Origin of the sequence: Streptomyces sp. DI166 (assembly GCF_900091315.1) — a bacterium.
In the GTDB taxonomy this organism is placed as follows: domain Bacteria; phylum Actinomycetota; class Actinomycetes; order Streptomycetales; family Streptomycetaceae; genus Streptomyces; species Streptomyces fuscus.
The window spans coordinates 1-13,668 of the sequence record NZ_FLSP01000045.1 but is presented as its reverse complement, the minus strand read 5'-3'; the positions used below and the strand labels follow the sequence as shown (position 1 = coordinate 13,668).

Sequence of the window (13,668 nt, the reverse complement as noted above, 5' to 3'; positions counted from 1 at the left end):
GGCCCGCTACGGCCGGAAGGGCTTCAGAGCCGGGAGGTCGGGCGCCATGTGTGCCGTGTTCCGGCAGGCCTCGGCCGCGTCGCCGAGGGAGAGGTACGGCGTGCGGATGCGGGACCAGCCGCCGGAGGTGTCACCGGCTACGGCCAGGCCGGGCCGTTCGGGGGCGATGGCGCAGGCGGCCATGACCGCTTCGGGGGCGATGTCGCCGAGGGCCATCTTGGCGGAGGCTTCGTCGTTGACGCGGTGGCAGACACGTCCGGTGAGTTGGGCGCGGAGCATGGTGGCGCCCTTGCCGAGTTCGGCGCCGAAGCGCTGGCCGCAAATTTCCAGGTAGATGCCTGCGGCGCGACCGAGTTGGGCGAGGCGGATGAGCTGGGTGACCATTTCGTCGCGGCGTTGCTCGTCCTTCTTCGTCGCCACGAGGAAGAGTTCGGCCACCTCGTCGACGAACAGGACGATGGGGACCGGGCGATGGTGGGGCGGCAGTCCCCAGATATCGGAGGTGACCTCCTCGTCCGGGGTGCTGGGGGCGATGCCCTGTCGGTCCTTGATCAGGTCGTAGCGGTTCTCCATTTCCTCGACGAGGGCGGGCAGGAGGTCTGCGGCTTCGTCCGGGTCGGTGGCGAACGCTGAGAGCCGAGAGGCGAAGGGGGCCAGCTCGACGCCCCGCTTGCAGTCGATGCCGACCAGGGCGAGGGGCTGTGGGGCGAGTCCGGTGATGAGGTGGCGCAGGTACATCGACTTGCCGGACAGGGTTGCGCCGAGGGTGAGTTGGTGGGGGATCGTGCGGTAGTCGCGTATGAAGGGTGTGGCGTCCTCCCGTAGGGCGACGGGCACCTTCAGCAGTCCGGCGCCCTCGATCTTGCGGGGCATCCGTACCTGCCGTAGCACGTCGTAGCCGACGAGCCGCAGGTCGACGACGCCCGGCCGGACGGTGGAGACGTACACGGCGTGGACGCCCCAGGCGTGCCTCAGCCGTTCCGCCGAGGCGGCCACGTCGGCGGGTTCCTGGCCGGGGGCGAGGCGGATTCGGAGCCGTAAGCCGGTGGAGGTGGGCCGGATCATGCCGCGTCGGGACCGGCCGGACCTCGCGGCGGGTGGTGGCCTTCACGGCGAGGGCCCTCAGCCGGGAGGGGGCCACGGTCAGGCCGCAGGCTTCCATGACCGAGCCGTACGAGCTGAGCAGCCGGGCGGTGGAGAGCGGCAGGCCGACCGTCGACCAGTACGCCGCCGGGTACTTGGCGCGGGCGTAGGCGGCCCCGCCGCCGAGCGCGGCGAGGGGACCACCCACTTCCAGGAGCGTGGCTATGCCGGTCATCAGGCGGCGGCCCCCATGGAGGCCGGGAAGGCGGCCGGGGTGACGGCTGCGGCCCGGTAGGCGATGCCGTGGCGCTGCTGTCCGTTGAACACGGACTCCCACGGGCGGGCGACCAGGCCCGGCAGGGAGACCGGGGCGCCGAGGGTCAGTCCCTCGGAGACACCGCTCTCCGGGACGGTGACTTTGATGAGCGAGGACTCGCCGCCCTCGATGTAGACGACGCCGATCGTCATCAGCGCCTCACCGCTGGTGGCGTCCTTGGCGATCTCGCCGGTCTGCCGGTCACGGACCTTGGGCTCGGGAGCCTCGGTGAGCAGGATCGTGGCGGCGGAGGTCTCAACGCGGATGGTACGCAAGGGAGTTCCCTTCCTATCTACTCGTCTATACATGATGCGCCCAACGAACCCGACTGCCGGGAAGGTGTGGATCACTCTGCCACTCAACTTGCCCACTCGTCTATACGAGTACGCGTGTTGGGCTGTACGAGTCCGGGAATCGCCCCCACGCACCGCCGCAAAACGTGACGATCAGGTCGCCGGAAGCTGGTACGACAGCACGTATGCGTCAGCCGCCATCACGGTGTCGCAGACCTCGACCGCTCGCCCCTCGGTGTCGAAGGCGGTCCGGATGAGGTGGATGACGGGTACGCCGGAGGCGAGCCGGAGTGTCTTCACCTCGGCGGGCGAGGGCATTCGGGCGCGGATCTCCTCCTCGAAATGGTCGAGCCGGTGGCCGAGTTCTTCGAGGCGGGCGTAGATGCCGCCGGGTCCGGGGTTGGGTTCGGCGATCTGCGTGCCGCGGGCGATGTCGAGGGGGAGGTAGGAGGTGGCGAACTCGACGGGCCGGCCGTCGAGAAGGTAGCGACGACGCCGGGCCAGAACCCGCCGTACGGAGCCGAGGCGGGCGGAGATGTCCTGGGTGGCCTTCTCCTCCTTCACTTCCAGGCTGTCGACCTGGGGGTGACTTCCGGCGGCATCGGCTTCGACGATGAAGGCGGACTTGCCCTGCTCGCGGTGGCGGCGGGCGAACCGGTCGGAGGCGAGGCGGCGTACCGGCGGCCGGGGCCGGACGAAGACGCCCTTGCCGTGCTCGGCGTGGACCAGGCCCTCACCCTGGAGGATGGAGAAGGAGTTGCGGACCGTCATGCGGGACACCCCGTAGTGGTCCACCAGCTCGGCCTCGGAGGGTAGCTTCTCGCCCTCCTTGAATCGCCCACGGTCGATGGCCTCGCGCAATTGGTCGGCGATCTGCCGGAAGACCGCACGATCGCTCGTGGGGTCGAGATCACCCAAGAGGCCCGAAGGAAGAGGGCTCACGTGTACTCCTTTAGGTATCTAGACGAGTGGGCGAGTGTTGTTGCTACGGTGGAGAGCCTAGCCAGCCGAGAGGGCCGAGGAACGTGAGCACTGAACGCCCGCACTCCGTGAGCGTGGCCGGAGTCGTCGTCGACGACCAGGGCCGGGCCCTTCTCATCCAGCGCCGGGACAACGGCAAGTGGGAGCCTCCGGGCGGCGTCCTCGAACGCGAGGAAACCATCCCCGAGGCCCTGCAACGCGAAGTCCTCGAAGAAACCGGCATCAAGATCGCGCTTCCCGCGACCCTGACCGGCGTCTACAAGAACATGGCGGGCCTGATCGTCTCCCTCGTCTTCCGGTGCGAGGCCGCCGACGGTGTGCCCACCACCGGAAGCGAGACCCGCGCCCTGCGCTGGGCCACCCGCGAAGAGGTCACCGAACTCGCCGACGAGGCGTACGCGATCCGCGTCACCGACGCACTCGACGCGACGACCCCGCCGGCCATCCGCGCCCACGACGGCGTGAAACTCGTCTAGCCCGAACCCGCTGCACATGGCGGCCTACCAGCATGAAAGAACTTGTATGCACGAGTATATGAGTACAGCCCGCGTCTGGGGACTCACTTGCCCGGGATTCCCGGAAGAGGTCAGCAGAGCCCGCCGGTGGACGCGGGACATCCTGCGGGACTCTCCGTTAGCCGACGACGCGGAACTGATCGTGAGCGAGCTGAGCACGAACGCGGTGCGGCACACGGCGAGCGGGGCGGCGGCCGGGAGCTTCCATCTGGCGGTGGCTGTGTCGGCGCGAGTGGTTGCGGTGTCGGTAACGGACGACGGGGGTGCGGAGACTGCACCGGAGTTCGGGCAGGTCGGCCAAGAGGACCAGGACCAGGAGGCCGAGCATGGGCGGGGGCTGGGACTGGTCGGGAGCCTCGCACACCGGGTGCTGATTCGGAGGGGCGATGGGGGCTGCACGGTCACGGCGGAACTGGTCACGGGTGGGCCGTGGGGAGGGCAGGGATGCTGAGGGCGGGGGTCCGGCGGGGCTTTTGGTGCGAGTGCTGGACGGAGGACGTGGATAGCGGCCGGGGGCCGTTCCTTCTCGCTTCCTTCGACGCCGGCTCGGCCCAGCAGGCGGACCAGTGGGTCGCGGTGACGCTGCGGACGATCACACCGATGCTGGACCCGGAAGCCAGCGACGAGGCATGGGAATGGCTGTACGACGGCCGCGTTGATACGCGTCAGGCCCTGCTGCGTACAGAGCCCTGCACGGTGACAGTCACGCAGGCCCACACCCGAGTGACGTGGACGATCCGCCCAGCGCTCTTCCTGCCGCTCGCACACCGCCAGGACGCCGAACTCCCATCCTGCGCATACGATTTCAAGCCCCAGCAGAGCGTGTCGAGTCTCAGTTGATGGTTGACGGGTTGGCGTCGGGTGATGCTTGACGTCTTCCCTAGACGATCTTCCGGCGGTTGTGCTCGCCGGACTTGCGGACCACCACCTCCTTCCTGGTGACACGCGGGACGGTGGTGATCAGCTCCTGGCCGTGGAAGACGCGGATCGTTTCCTCGTCCAGGTGGGCGGTGACGACCTGGTGGGCATAGCCGCGGCCGAGCTGGATGCGCTGTCCGGCGACCATGAAGCCTCCGACGCTGCTGACCGTCCGCTCCGCGATCTGTTCGGCGGGCGGTGGCAGCTGGGGAGGTGGCCCGGCCGGACGGCCCCCTTGCAGACGTCCGCAGGCCGAGGCCGGCAGTGGGCTGGGCAGGGTGACCTTCAGGACACGCTGCTCGTCGAGGACCTGCAGGACTCTCCCGTCGAGCCGGAGGGTGACCCGTTGTCCGGCGAACGGCCAGCCGATCAGGACCTTGTCGCCGCCCAGGCCGACGTAGCCGACCGCATTCACGGTGCGGTCCACCTCCACCGGCCCCTTCGTGTCCTTCGCCGGGCCGGGGTCGTCCGCCCATGGTCCGGCGGGTCGGGCGCCTCCGCCCGCCAGCAGGGCTTTGAGGTCCCGGCCGGACAGCTTCGAGGGCAGGGTCTTGTGCCGGCCGCCGCCGATGAGGACGTGCAGGCGGTTCACGTCGATCCGCAAGGTCACCGTGGTGCCGGCCAGCGCCGGGCCGAACCAGATCTGCTGCCCGCGCAGGCTCAGGTTCCCCGAGGCGGGCACCACCCGTTCCAGCTCGATGGCGCCGACCTCGCCCTGGGCCATCGGCCAGGCCACGGCCGCCGACTCAGCCGCAGGGGCTGGAACGTCCGGGCTCGGGACCGGGTCGAGGCGGGCGGGCAGGACCACCGGCAGGGCGTCCTGCTCGGACCGAGGCCGGGGGACGAAGCGACTGGCCGGGACGGCCATGGCCAGGGCCTGGTGCGGCCGCATCCGGTTGTAGTCCTCCAGCCAGGCATCCACCACCGCCTGCGCCGCCCCCAGGTCGATGAACGGCTCATGGTCGTCGAGGAGTTCACGCCGCAGGGTCTGGTGGAAGCGTTCGATCTTCCCCGTGGTCGTCGGGGACTGCGGGCGGGTGAGCCGGTGAGTGATGCCGTTCTCCCGGCAGATCCGGTCGAACATCGTCTCGCCCGGCTTGCCGGGACCGAAGCGGGCGGTGAACTGCTTTCCGTTGTCCGTCAGCACCTCCTCCGGCACTCCGAACCGCACCAGTGCCTCACCGAAGGCCGAGCAGACCGCCCGGGCCGTGGCCCGCTGCACCACTTTCGCGATCACCATGAAGCGGGAGTGGTCATCGATCCCGGTGACCATCTTGCACTCGCTGCCATCGGCCAGCAGGAGGCCGCCTACGATGTCCATCTGCCACAACTGCATCGGACGGTCCCGCTGCCAGCGCTTGTAATCCGACCGCTTCCGGCGCCGCACCCCCGGCTCGATCAGCCCATGGCGGACCAGGATCCGATAGACGGTCATCCGCGACGGAACCGGCGTGACGGCACCGGACCGCTCCAGCACGAACGCGATCCGCCGCGGACCCCACCTCGGATGCTTACGCCGCAGCTCACACACCGCCGCCTCCACCTCGGCAGACGCCTGATGCGGACACGACGCCGGCCTACGCGACCGGTCCGCCAGCCCAGCCAGACCCGAGGCCTCATACCGGGACTTCCACCCGCTCACCGTCTGCCTGGACACCCCCAGCGACGCGGCGACCTCCGTCACCGTCGCACCCGCCAGCACCGCAAGCACAGCCCGATATCTCTGCTCGACAACCGACAACTCCACCAGCGCCAATCCCGGCCTCCCCACACGCACCGCAACGACGCGCACAGAAAAGCCGAACACGGCCGCTGTCAACCATCAGCTGGGACCGAACTGTCAAGCATCTACCGGGACCGGACAGCCCCAGCAGAGCGACTGAGTTACAACTTTCTCTACGGGTTCAAGTCGGCTCGCTCCGCTCGCCGCGCGCGGCCCGGCCCCCGGCCGGGCCTGCGCTCCTGCCTCCGTCCCGCTCCAGCCCGGCCGGCGCCCGTACCGCGCACACAGCAAACAGCCGCCTGATGCCAGAGAAGGGATACATCGTGGCTGGGGCGGTCGGCTACACGGCTTTACGCAGCCACTTTGGCGCGAGCCTCGAAGATCATGGCCCCAACGTCGTGCTTTACCGGGCGGGTCCACAGACTGCCCGACGCGCCGGAAGCGTACAGGGCCATGATCACTCGCGCCAAAGCAGCTCCAGCCCAAAGCCGCTCCGCCGACCGCGCTCTCCGTGTCAACGCGGACCTGAGGCAATCTCAGTAATCCGTCGCAGCAGCGGACAGATAAAGCTGCTCCACGTCGCTCGCTCCCTTAATAGCTTCTCGCACCGAGGGGCTCTTTAGGTCGAGTACTCGAAGCCTCTTGTCTTTCGTCTCAGCCACAGCCTCGATGCGGTGGAATTCAGTGCCGTACTTCTCAGTGAAATCCACCAGACCCACCAGCTTCGGCAGAGCATCCCGGAGATGGAAGCCGTGCGGATCGACAATAGAGACCTTCACGTCGGAGAGATCACCATGGAAGAAGATGAAGTCAGGGCACATACGTCGCCAATCACCCTTGCCGTCCTTGTAGGCGATTGCGAGCGAATCCTCCGAGGCACGTCCCGGGTTCCTATACCAAGCCAGGAATCCTGGCTGCCCCATCTCCGACTCCAGAACCTTCGTTTCCCACTGGTTGAGCGATGAAATAGGGAAGTCGCCGTTCTCGTCAGCCATAAGATGACCAGGCTTAGCTGCAACCTTGTTGCCGTCCGCATCCTCTGTTTCCTCGGACCGAACTTTGGGCCGTGCAACTTCGGTGCGCTGCGGATCTACTGACATCGCGACGATGTCGTCATAGACGGCCTTGCGTTCGTCCGACAGCCCCTTGATGGCTACACGGAACTGAGAGAGCCACTTGGTCGCCAGGGCGTCAGCCTCACGATCGATAGCCTCCTGGACACCGTTGACTTGCGCCAAGGCAGCGACTTTTACGTGAGCATCAAAAAGCCCGTCATCGTCATCATCCTCCACTGCAATGTGGTCGGCATACTTGCGCGCTAGATCCGGGGACAGGATACGTTGCGCAATCTTGAAGTCTGAATCCACAGAGCGCTCGTCCGCGATCTCAGTGAATGTCTCCGCTACAGTTACATTTTTGTTGTGCACCGAGGCCACGAGGGTCTCGCCCCTGACATCCAATATGCCAGCCGTTGCAGCTTGCACCTGCTCCTTATAGCGAGCCATCAAGCCATCGAGAACTGCGAACAGTTCCGCGTAGGCAACCTTCCGGGCGTTAGACAAGAGGTGGTCGCGAGAGAGAGCCTGGGCAAGTGCAGTGAGTCGCTTGGTGGGCTTTGCTGCTTTACGCGGAAGGGTCTGGGACGGAATAGCATCAAACGCATCCCAAACTTCCGCCGGGATGGCCTGATTGACGACCATGTCGACCGGCTTGTACAGCACGCGGCGTCCCTCGCCTCCGCCGGAGCCTCCAGAGCCGTCTTCGCCGTCTTCACCAGGCCTCTTTCCGAGGAGAATCTCGGCGACCCCAGTGGCGGTTGCGCGATTGAAGAAAGGAAGGACGCACTCGACGGAGTTGAGGCGATCGTTACCGGTAATGCGACGCGCTAGTGGAGTCCGAACCATGCGACCCAAAAGCTGTGTAATATGCGTCTTGTCTGAAGCCGGGCGAAAAGATACGAGCACCTCAGCCCGAGGGCAGTCCCAACCTGTGGAGATAGCGTCCTTGGCAAGGATGACTCTGATGTGCGACCTATCCTGGACCTTCTCCGGCGCTACATACGGAATCACGTAATCGCCCAGCTGAATGTTGGCGTGTTCTCCGAATACATGCGCGATGCTGCCGGCGGGCAGTTCTGGCCACTCTTCCCGGATAGTATCGATGGCCGATACCAGCAAGCTATCTGAGGGGGTGTTAGGGACCTGCACCACTAGGAGCGGTACAACTGGGTCCGACGTCGTGCCTTGCTCTTCGGCGTATTGCTTCCACTGCAGGGTTGACTCGCGTACTTTTCGCGTCCCTCGCTTGAGAAGGACGGTGTCGAATACACCTGATTCCGAGGGGAAGTCGAGACGAATATCGTCTTTGAGGAGGCCGGACTCCTGGATCAAAGCTGGGTCAACCTCGTAGTCCGGGTAGGTGAAGCGCCCTTGCGCCTGCGACATCGCTTCCGAGAACCGTTCAATTGTCGCAGAAATGCCCCACACCACCGGGACCGGGGGCACCCCGCTACCCCCGTTGATCAGGCGCTTCACAATAGTGGTCCTGTCCTCGCGGTCGCTTTTAGTGAGCTTCCGCATTCCCTTATGCGCCTCGTCAAGAATCAGATAGAGAGTCAGGCGGTCATCCTCAATGGTGTTCTTGATTGTCTCCCAGATGGTAAAGGCACGCAGGTCCGGCGACACCGAGCGCTCAACTAGAGGCGTCTGCTCGTCCTCTGCCGCTCCCCTAACAAGCAGCGACGTCTTCGAAAGCTTCTGTGAATTGAGAAAGTACACCTTCCCCGATTCGAACTTCTCTCGATTGAAAGTGTTCTCGATGACCTGCAGTTGGGAGTGCGCGATGCGGTCACCTGCCGCCTCGACTAGCCGCAAGCGAGTCTGCTCGTTGAGAGACGGATCGTCCGTGAACCACAAAACTACCGCACCGGGGTCGGCTTCAAAATCCCAATCGTCATTACCGAGGAACAGAGATTCGATAACCGCGGCAGCCATGACGGTTTTACCAGCACCAGTAGTGGCTGCGAGAGAGAAGGAGACGTTACGGCCTTTCCGATGGAAATCCTCACGGGCGTCAGAAAAGTAGGTCAACATTTGACCCACAGCGTCGTTCTGGTACTCCTTCAGAGTAAATCGCATCGTACAATCACTCCCTGCCCGTGTTGATCGTGAAATTCGTCAGGTAAGACTCGTACAAGCGCACTGGTTCGACATGACCTGGAAGCTCGGAGCAGACCATCTGGAAGCTACGGTCGTCGTCAGTGACGATGAATGCCATTCGTACGCTGTCGACCTCTGCAAGAGCGGTCAGAAAGTCGTGCGAGTAATCCATGTCGAATAGCACGCCGTACACGTCGGTGATATCAAAATCATCGCGGGCCTTCTCTATACGGCGCCCTTGTGCTCCAGCCTTAAGCCAAAGCAGTGGCGCCACAGCCTCGAAAGAACGGTGATGTGCAACTGCTCGCGGAGCTTCATATGTCATCGTGAAGAATTCGATGTTCTCATCGAAGCCATCCGACATGGGAAATTGGTCGACGAACCTGTATTTCCCTTTAACCGGCTTTCCTTCAGGGGTCAAACCTGTGACTGCCGCTTGTAGTCGCGGTTTAGTGATGAAGTCGCAGATACCGAGTCGCTCCCATTCAGCATCGCCGGGTCGCAATCCCTGTGCTCGCAGCCGAGCCTGCTCGTTCGCTGAAACCTCGTTATTTGTGATGATGATGCTGGATCGGGATCCTCCGTCTTGGCGATTAAGACGCATAACGGCATGGGCCGTAGTGCCAGAGCCGCCGAAGAAGTCAACGACAAGAGCATTTTTCTTGGGGCCGACGACGAAGCGCAGGATGTCCTCAACGGCAAACAGAGACTTAGGGTACGGGAAGTGGCGCTTCGGAATAAGCGCTGACAGAATACTTGTACCACCGATCTCAGCATTGTGTGACGCCATATTCCACACCCGCTTCGGCGGAGTGACGACTGAGCTGTCAGGCGTGACGTGTCCCTCTACGGCGCCATCCGCAGCTCGCCCAGTGATAGTGATTTCTCCCTTGCGGATGCGCTCAATAGTGCCACTGGGCAGGTAATAAACCGTACCCTTTGCCGTGGCCGGCTTCCAGTTCTTAACCCGCGCGAAGCCGTTAGCCCAATTTTTTCTCAGAACTTCAGGAGTCAACCCCCACAGCATTTCCGTCCCGTCAGGCTTTAGTGGCCAGAGTGCGACAGTACCCGCAGGGGTGGGAACGGCAGATCGATCGACGTCATCATCGATCGGATCACCGATAGAGTGCAGAGTCCCATCCTCACGGGACACGAAGATAGGATAGAACTGATTAGGCCGTGAACCGCGGACGCTGGATGGCTCCCTACGTCGCAATCCGAGCCATTCGATTGGCTTGGGAGTAGCTTGCTCCTCCTCGGCGGCTTCGTCTTCCTGTGTTTCCTTATATGACGGGAGCATGTTACTTTCCCACGGGTGAATTTTCGCCTCCCCGAAGGTCAAGAAGAAGATATGCTCCTCGACTCGTGAAAATTTTCCGCGCCGCACTGCTCCCTTTGCACTAATGACAGACGTCACCATCTGAATGGCGGCCTCTGGGAAGGTCTGTTCGAGCAGCAGACCCAGACGAAGGACTTCTTTCTCATCGATTGTTACAATAAGGGCAGATGACTCTGGATTAAGGAGACGCTTCGCGAGTTTTAGGCGCCGCTCCATGAAAGCCAGCCACTTTGAGTGGGCGTAGTCGTCATCCGGATCTACGTAATCGTTATTGTACTTCCAATCATTGTCGCGAGTATTGTATGGGGGGTCGATGAAGATGGCGTCTACCTTGCCCTCATGAGTGAAGAGCAAGGTCTGCAGTGCGTGATAGTTCTCCGCGTTGATAACAGAATGGAACGGCTTTTCTCCACCTCGCTCAACTTTGCCAGTAGAAACGAGGCCGGGGAAAATGGCGTCACGAAACTCCGCTACGACGACGAGATCATCTACGGAGCGGGTTACGGTCTCAACCTCCGCATCGGAGGTGTCTTGACGAGTGAGGGTGGCGACGCGCCCACTCTCAGTACGCGTGAGACCAACGACTCTCCAGATGCGCTGATCGACTGACTTGGGAGGCGCCCCTCGCTCGGCTAGGAAACGCACCTTGTCGCCCTTGCGAACCGGCCGCCCTGGCAGGTCAACCGTCTCAGGCACGTGGCGTTCGAAGTTGAGTCCGAAGCGGCGACGCCGGCCTAGCGCTTCCACCTCCCTCGCTAGGTCGACAGCCAGCTGCGGATCCTTCTGCCCAACTTGCCGCAGGAGGTTGCTCAACGTCGACACTCGGTCCTGTCCTTCCCGCCGTCCACTACTTGCTTCCATGGCTTCACCAGCGCATGAAAGGCTATCGGCTGCACAGCGCGCGGAGGGCAGGTTGGAGCAGACGCAGGTCCCAAGCCTTAGCGTCAGCGCTAGCGCACTGCGTGGACTATGTGTGGACGAGGCCGAGGCTCTGGTCCGTTGACTGCCTTGTGACCTGCACCATCGTGGTCCTCGCTAACGGCCTCCGGAGCCGTGCGCATCACCCCAGAGTGTCAACGAGAGTCGCTGTTGACACTCTGGGGTGATGCGCACGACCATAATCACGCTCGCTGGTCTGTTTATGCCTCGATGCTGATTGGTTGCCGACCGGATTCGGCCCCTTGTCACTCCTCCTCGGGGTCTGGGAGGGCGTCGAGCATTGCCTGAGCATCGGGTTCGACTTCCACACTCGGGTCATGCTTGACGGCGTACAGCTCAGAGCGCCTGAGCTTTCGCAGTTGCTCCAAGGTGAGGGGCCCCTCGCCGCCCTCTATGTACGCCATCAGAAGCTCGGCGGAGAGTTGGTCCCTCTCCAGTCTGATCATGCGCTTGCGGTACAGGGTCATCGCCATCTCATGCATGACCAGTAGATCCCTCTCATCCACTTCCCGGAGTACGGAGAGAATGGATCGCAGGCGCTCAGGCACGGTGTCGTCGGGTCGGACGCCGCACCACTGCTCGGCCACCATTTCCGCGACTCGGCGCTGTGGAACCTGCAGGGCCTTGGCAAGGTACGGGAACAGGCCCGGCTCCGGAGGATTCTCGATCTGGTTCCACCGCACCTTGTTCCACCAGGTCACTGACCGCTTGAAGTCGCAGTCGTGAGCCATCTCCTGGTACGTCTTGCCTGAATGGGTGTTGAGCCGGGCCACCCGCTCACTGAATGCGTTCGCCATGGCGAGAGCATCATCTCAGGTTTATGAGTTGTCAACTCTCGTTGATGCCAGCTGGGTTCTCTGGTAACGCACTTCACCCAGCACCGCTGGATCGTCCCAACAGGGACCGCCGCGCAGCCCCACCGTCGGGGCTCACTGCGGTCGGCCAAGGCTCAGCTCCTCCTGGACCCTGCTCCGCCACGGGACGTTCGAGCGTGCCATTCGCGTGCCAGATCCTGCAGAGAACGACGGGGAACCGCGGGAACTTGACTCAGGTACGTCGAGACTCTAGCGCCACCCCAACGCAGGTCAACGCACCAACAGTCGCCAAGGAACCCAAGCTTCCCAAGCTGAGAGCGCGAGTTCGATTCTCGTCACCCGCTCCATGCGAAACCCCCAGGCCAGTGGCCCGGGGGTTCTTTGTTGTCTAGACCGGTGGGCGGAGTGCGCACCACATCCGCACCATTACGGCCAGCCGCCGACTTGACTAGCTCACCTGAGGCAGGACCGGAGCCAGCCCAAGTTCCCTCGCGATCGAGCGCAGGAACTGCTTGCGCGGCTTTCGGTACGTTGAACCCCTTCTGCATGTCCTCGGCAGCGGCTCGGTTCAGGCGGCTTCCCTCGGCAAACACCCCGAGCGCTCCAGCATCGCCCTTCTGCGAGAGCCAGTGCAGGCTGATCGTGGTCTCGAACATGGTGCGGAGCAGGATCAGTGCCTCATGACCGTATCCGTGATCGACGAGATACAGGGATGCCTCAGCAAGACGGTGCACCTCGTCGCACCATCCATGCCCAATGAGAACGGACCGGTACTTGCGCTGCTTCGTCTCGATAGGTCCCGCCGCCCGGCAGTCGGCGACCATCCTTCTCGACGGCCTCACGGTACTGCTCTGGAGGGACGCTACTCATGTACCTTCTCGTCTCGAATGGGATGAATAAGGCTACTTGAGTATGAACAGACTGGTTCGCGAATAATTGCCCAAACACAGAGTGCCGCTCTGGGTCGCCAACCGCCATACGTGAGGGGAGCGTTGGAAGCCCTCCCCTCACGGTGAAGCCGACAGACTTCACGAGACGGCGTGTTGAGCTGGGTCACACTTCTGCCTCGTCCGCTCAGCGCGGACCATGTCGTCGAGCCCGGCCGCCGCGTCACGCTGCCGCTCTTCATCGGAGTGCTGATAGATCAGCGCGGCTTTCTCGGAGGACTGGCCGGCGCGGACCACCGTGTCCTTGAGGGTGGCGCCTGAACGGGTCGAGAGGGTGTGTCCGGTGTGACGAAGATCGTAGAAGCGGAAGCCGCCTGGGAGACCGACTACGGCACGGGCACGCCGCCACTTCCGGCCGAAGGAGGTGCGGCGGAAGGGAGCTCCCTACGCCCCGCCGAAGACCAGGCCGTCAGGCCCCTTCCCGGCGAACCATGCGAGGTGTTGCTTTCACCTCCTTGTGGAGGAAGGCCGGAAGGACGACGGCCCGGACACCGCGTCGGACTCGGTACCGCCGGGAGCACGCTTGCCGTTGGTCCGCTCAGGCTCGGCGGCACGGACGCGGATCACCAGGTTGTCGAGGTCGACGTCACAGCGACGGAGGCCGACCAGCTCCTCGGGGCGCATGGGGCCGTACGCGCCGA

The 13,668-nt window shown here is 63.7% G+C and carries 10 protein-coding genes and 2 pseudogenes; 3 read left to right on the top strand and 9 right to left on the bottom strand.

The features are described 5' to 3' along the window. Positions 1–6 precede the first annotated feature (6 nt). The 3 genes and pseudogenes from GA0115233_RS21920 to GA0115233_RS21910 all read right to left on the bottom strand — a co-directional run bounded on the left by GA0115233_RS21920 (position 7) and on the right by GA0115233_RS21910 (position 2,634). A pseudogene (locus GA0115233_RS21920) lies at positions 7–1,318 on the bottom strand (FtsK/SpoIIIE domain-containing protein). After that, the gene (locus GA0115233_RS21915) at positions 1,318–1,674 is read right to left on the bottom strand and encodes an SCO3933 family regulatory protein (protein WP_093721975.1); all 357 of its coding nucleotides are present in this window, start codon (positions 1,672–1,674) and stop codon (positions 1,318–1,320) included. The pseudogene GA0115233_RS21920 and the gene GA0115233_RS21915 overlap by 1 nt, the downstream one beginning before the upstream one ends. Before the next feature lie 171 nt (positions 1,675–1,845). Beyond that, the gene (locus tag GA0115233_RS21910; RefSeq protein ID WP_093721974.1) at positions 1,846–2,634 is read right to left on the bottom strand and encodes a GntR family transcriptional regulator; all 789 of its coding nucleotides are present in this window, start codon (positions 2,632–2,634) and stop codon (positions 1,846–1,848) included. 107 nt (positions 2,635–2,741) lie between these two features. Between GA0115233_RS21910 and GA0115233_RS21905 the strand changes: the two genes are divergently transcribed. The 3 genes from GA0115233_RS21905 to GA0115233_RS21895 are packed head-to-tail and all read left to right on the top strand — an operon-like array spanning position 2,742 to position 4,028. Next, positions 2,742–3,149: an NUDIX hydrolase gene (locus GA0115233_RS21905; RefSeq protein ID WP_093721973.1), complete on the top strand. Its 408-nt coding sequence runs from the start codon at positions 2,742–2,744 to the stop codon at positions 3,147–3,149. Positions 3,150–3,195: 46 nt separating this feature from the next. Continuing rightward, positions 3,196–3,639: an ATP-binding protein gene (locus tag GA0115233_RS21900; protein ID WP_093721972.1), complete on the top strand. Its 444-nt coding sequence runs from the start codon at positions 3,196–3,198 to the stop codon at positions 3,637–3,639. Beyond that, positions 3,633–4,028: a hypothetical protein gene (locus tag GA0115233_RS21895; RefSeq protein ID WP_093721971.1), complete on the top strand. Its 396-nt coding sequence runs from the start codon at positions 3,633–3,635 to the stop codon at positions 4,026–4,028. Before GA0115233_RS21900 ends, GA0115233_RS21895 begins: the two co-directional genes overlap by 7 nt. Before the next feature lie 40 nt (positions 4,029–4,068). On the opposite strand, the gene GA0115233_RS21890 is transcribed toward GA0115233_RS21895, so the two are convergent. The 6 genes and pseudogenes from GA0115233_RS21890 to GA0115233_RS42410 form a co-directional block, all read right to left on the bottom strand. Further along, on the bottom strand, positions 4,069–5,847 hold the full coding sequence (locus tag GA0115233_RS21890; RefSeq protein WP_093722021.1) for an IS481 family transposase: 1,779 nt from the start codon (positions 5,845–5,847) through the stop codon (positions 4,069–4,071). Positions 5,848–6,365: 518 nt separating this feature from the next. Then, entirely contained in the window at positions 6,366–8,966 is a 2,601-nt protein-coding gene (locus tag GA0115233_RS21885) for a DEAD/DEAH box helicase (protein ID WP_093721970.1), read from the bottom strand. 7 nt (positions 8,967–8,973) lie between these two features. Next, entirely contained in the window at positions 8,974–11,148 is a 2,175-nt protein-coding gene (locus GA0115233_RS21880) for a site-specific DNA-methyltransferase (RefSeq protein WP_093721969.1), read from the bottom strand. A gap of 362 nt (positions 11,149–11,510) precedes the next feature. Continuing rightward, a complete protein-coding gene (locus GA0115233_RS21875) occupies positions 11,511–12,062 on the bottom strand; it encodes a hypothetical protein (RefSeq protein WP_093721968.1) in 552 nt (183 codons plus the stop codon). 353 nt (positions 12,063–12,415) lie between these two features. Then, positions 12,416–12,904 (bottom strand): DUF5677 domain-containing protein, encoded by a 489-nt coding sequence (locus GA0115233_RS40675; RefSeq protein ID WP_141689549.1) that lies wholly within the window; start codon positions 12,902–12,904, stop codon positions 12,416–12,418. Positions 12,905–13,474: 570 nt separating this feature from the next. Continuing rightward, a pseudogene (locus tag GA0115233_RS42410) lies at positions 13,475–13,668 on the bottom strand (hypothetical protein); the annotation flags it as partial.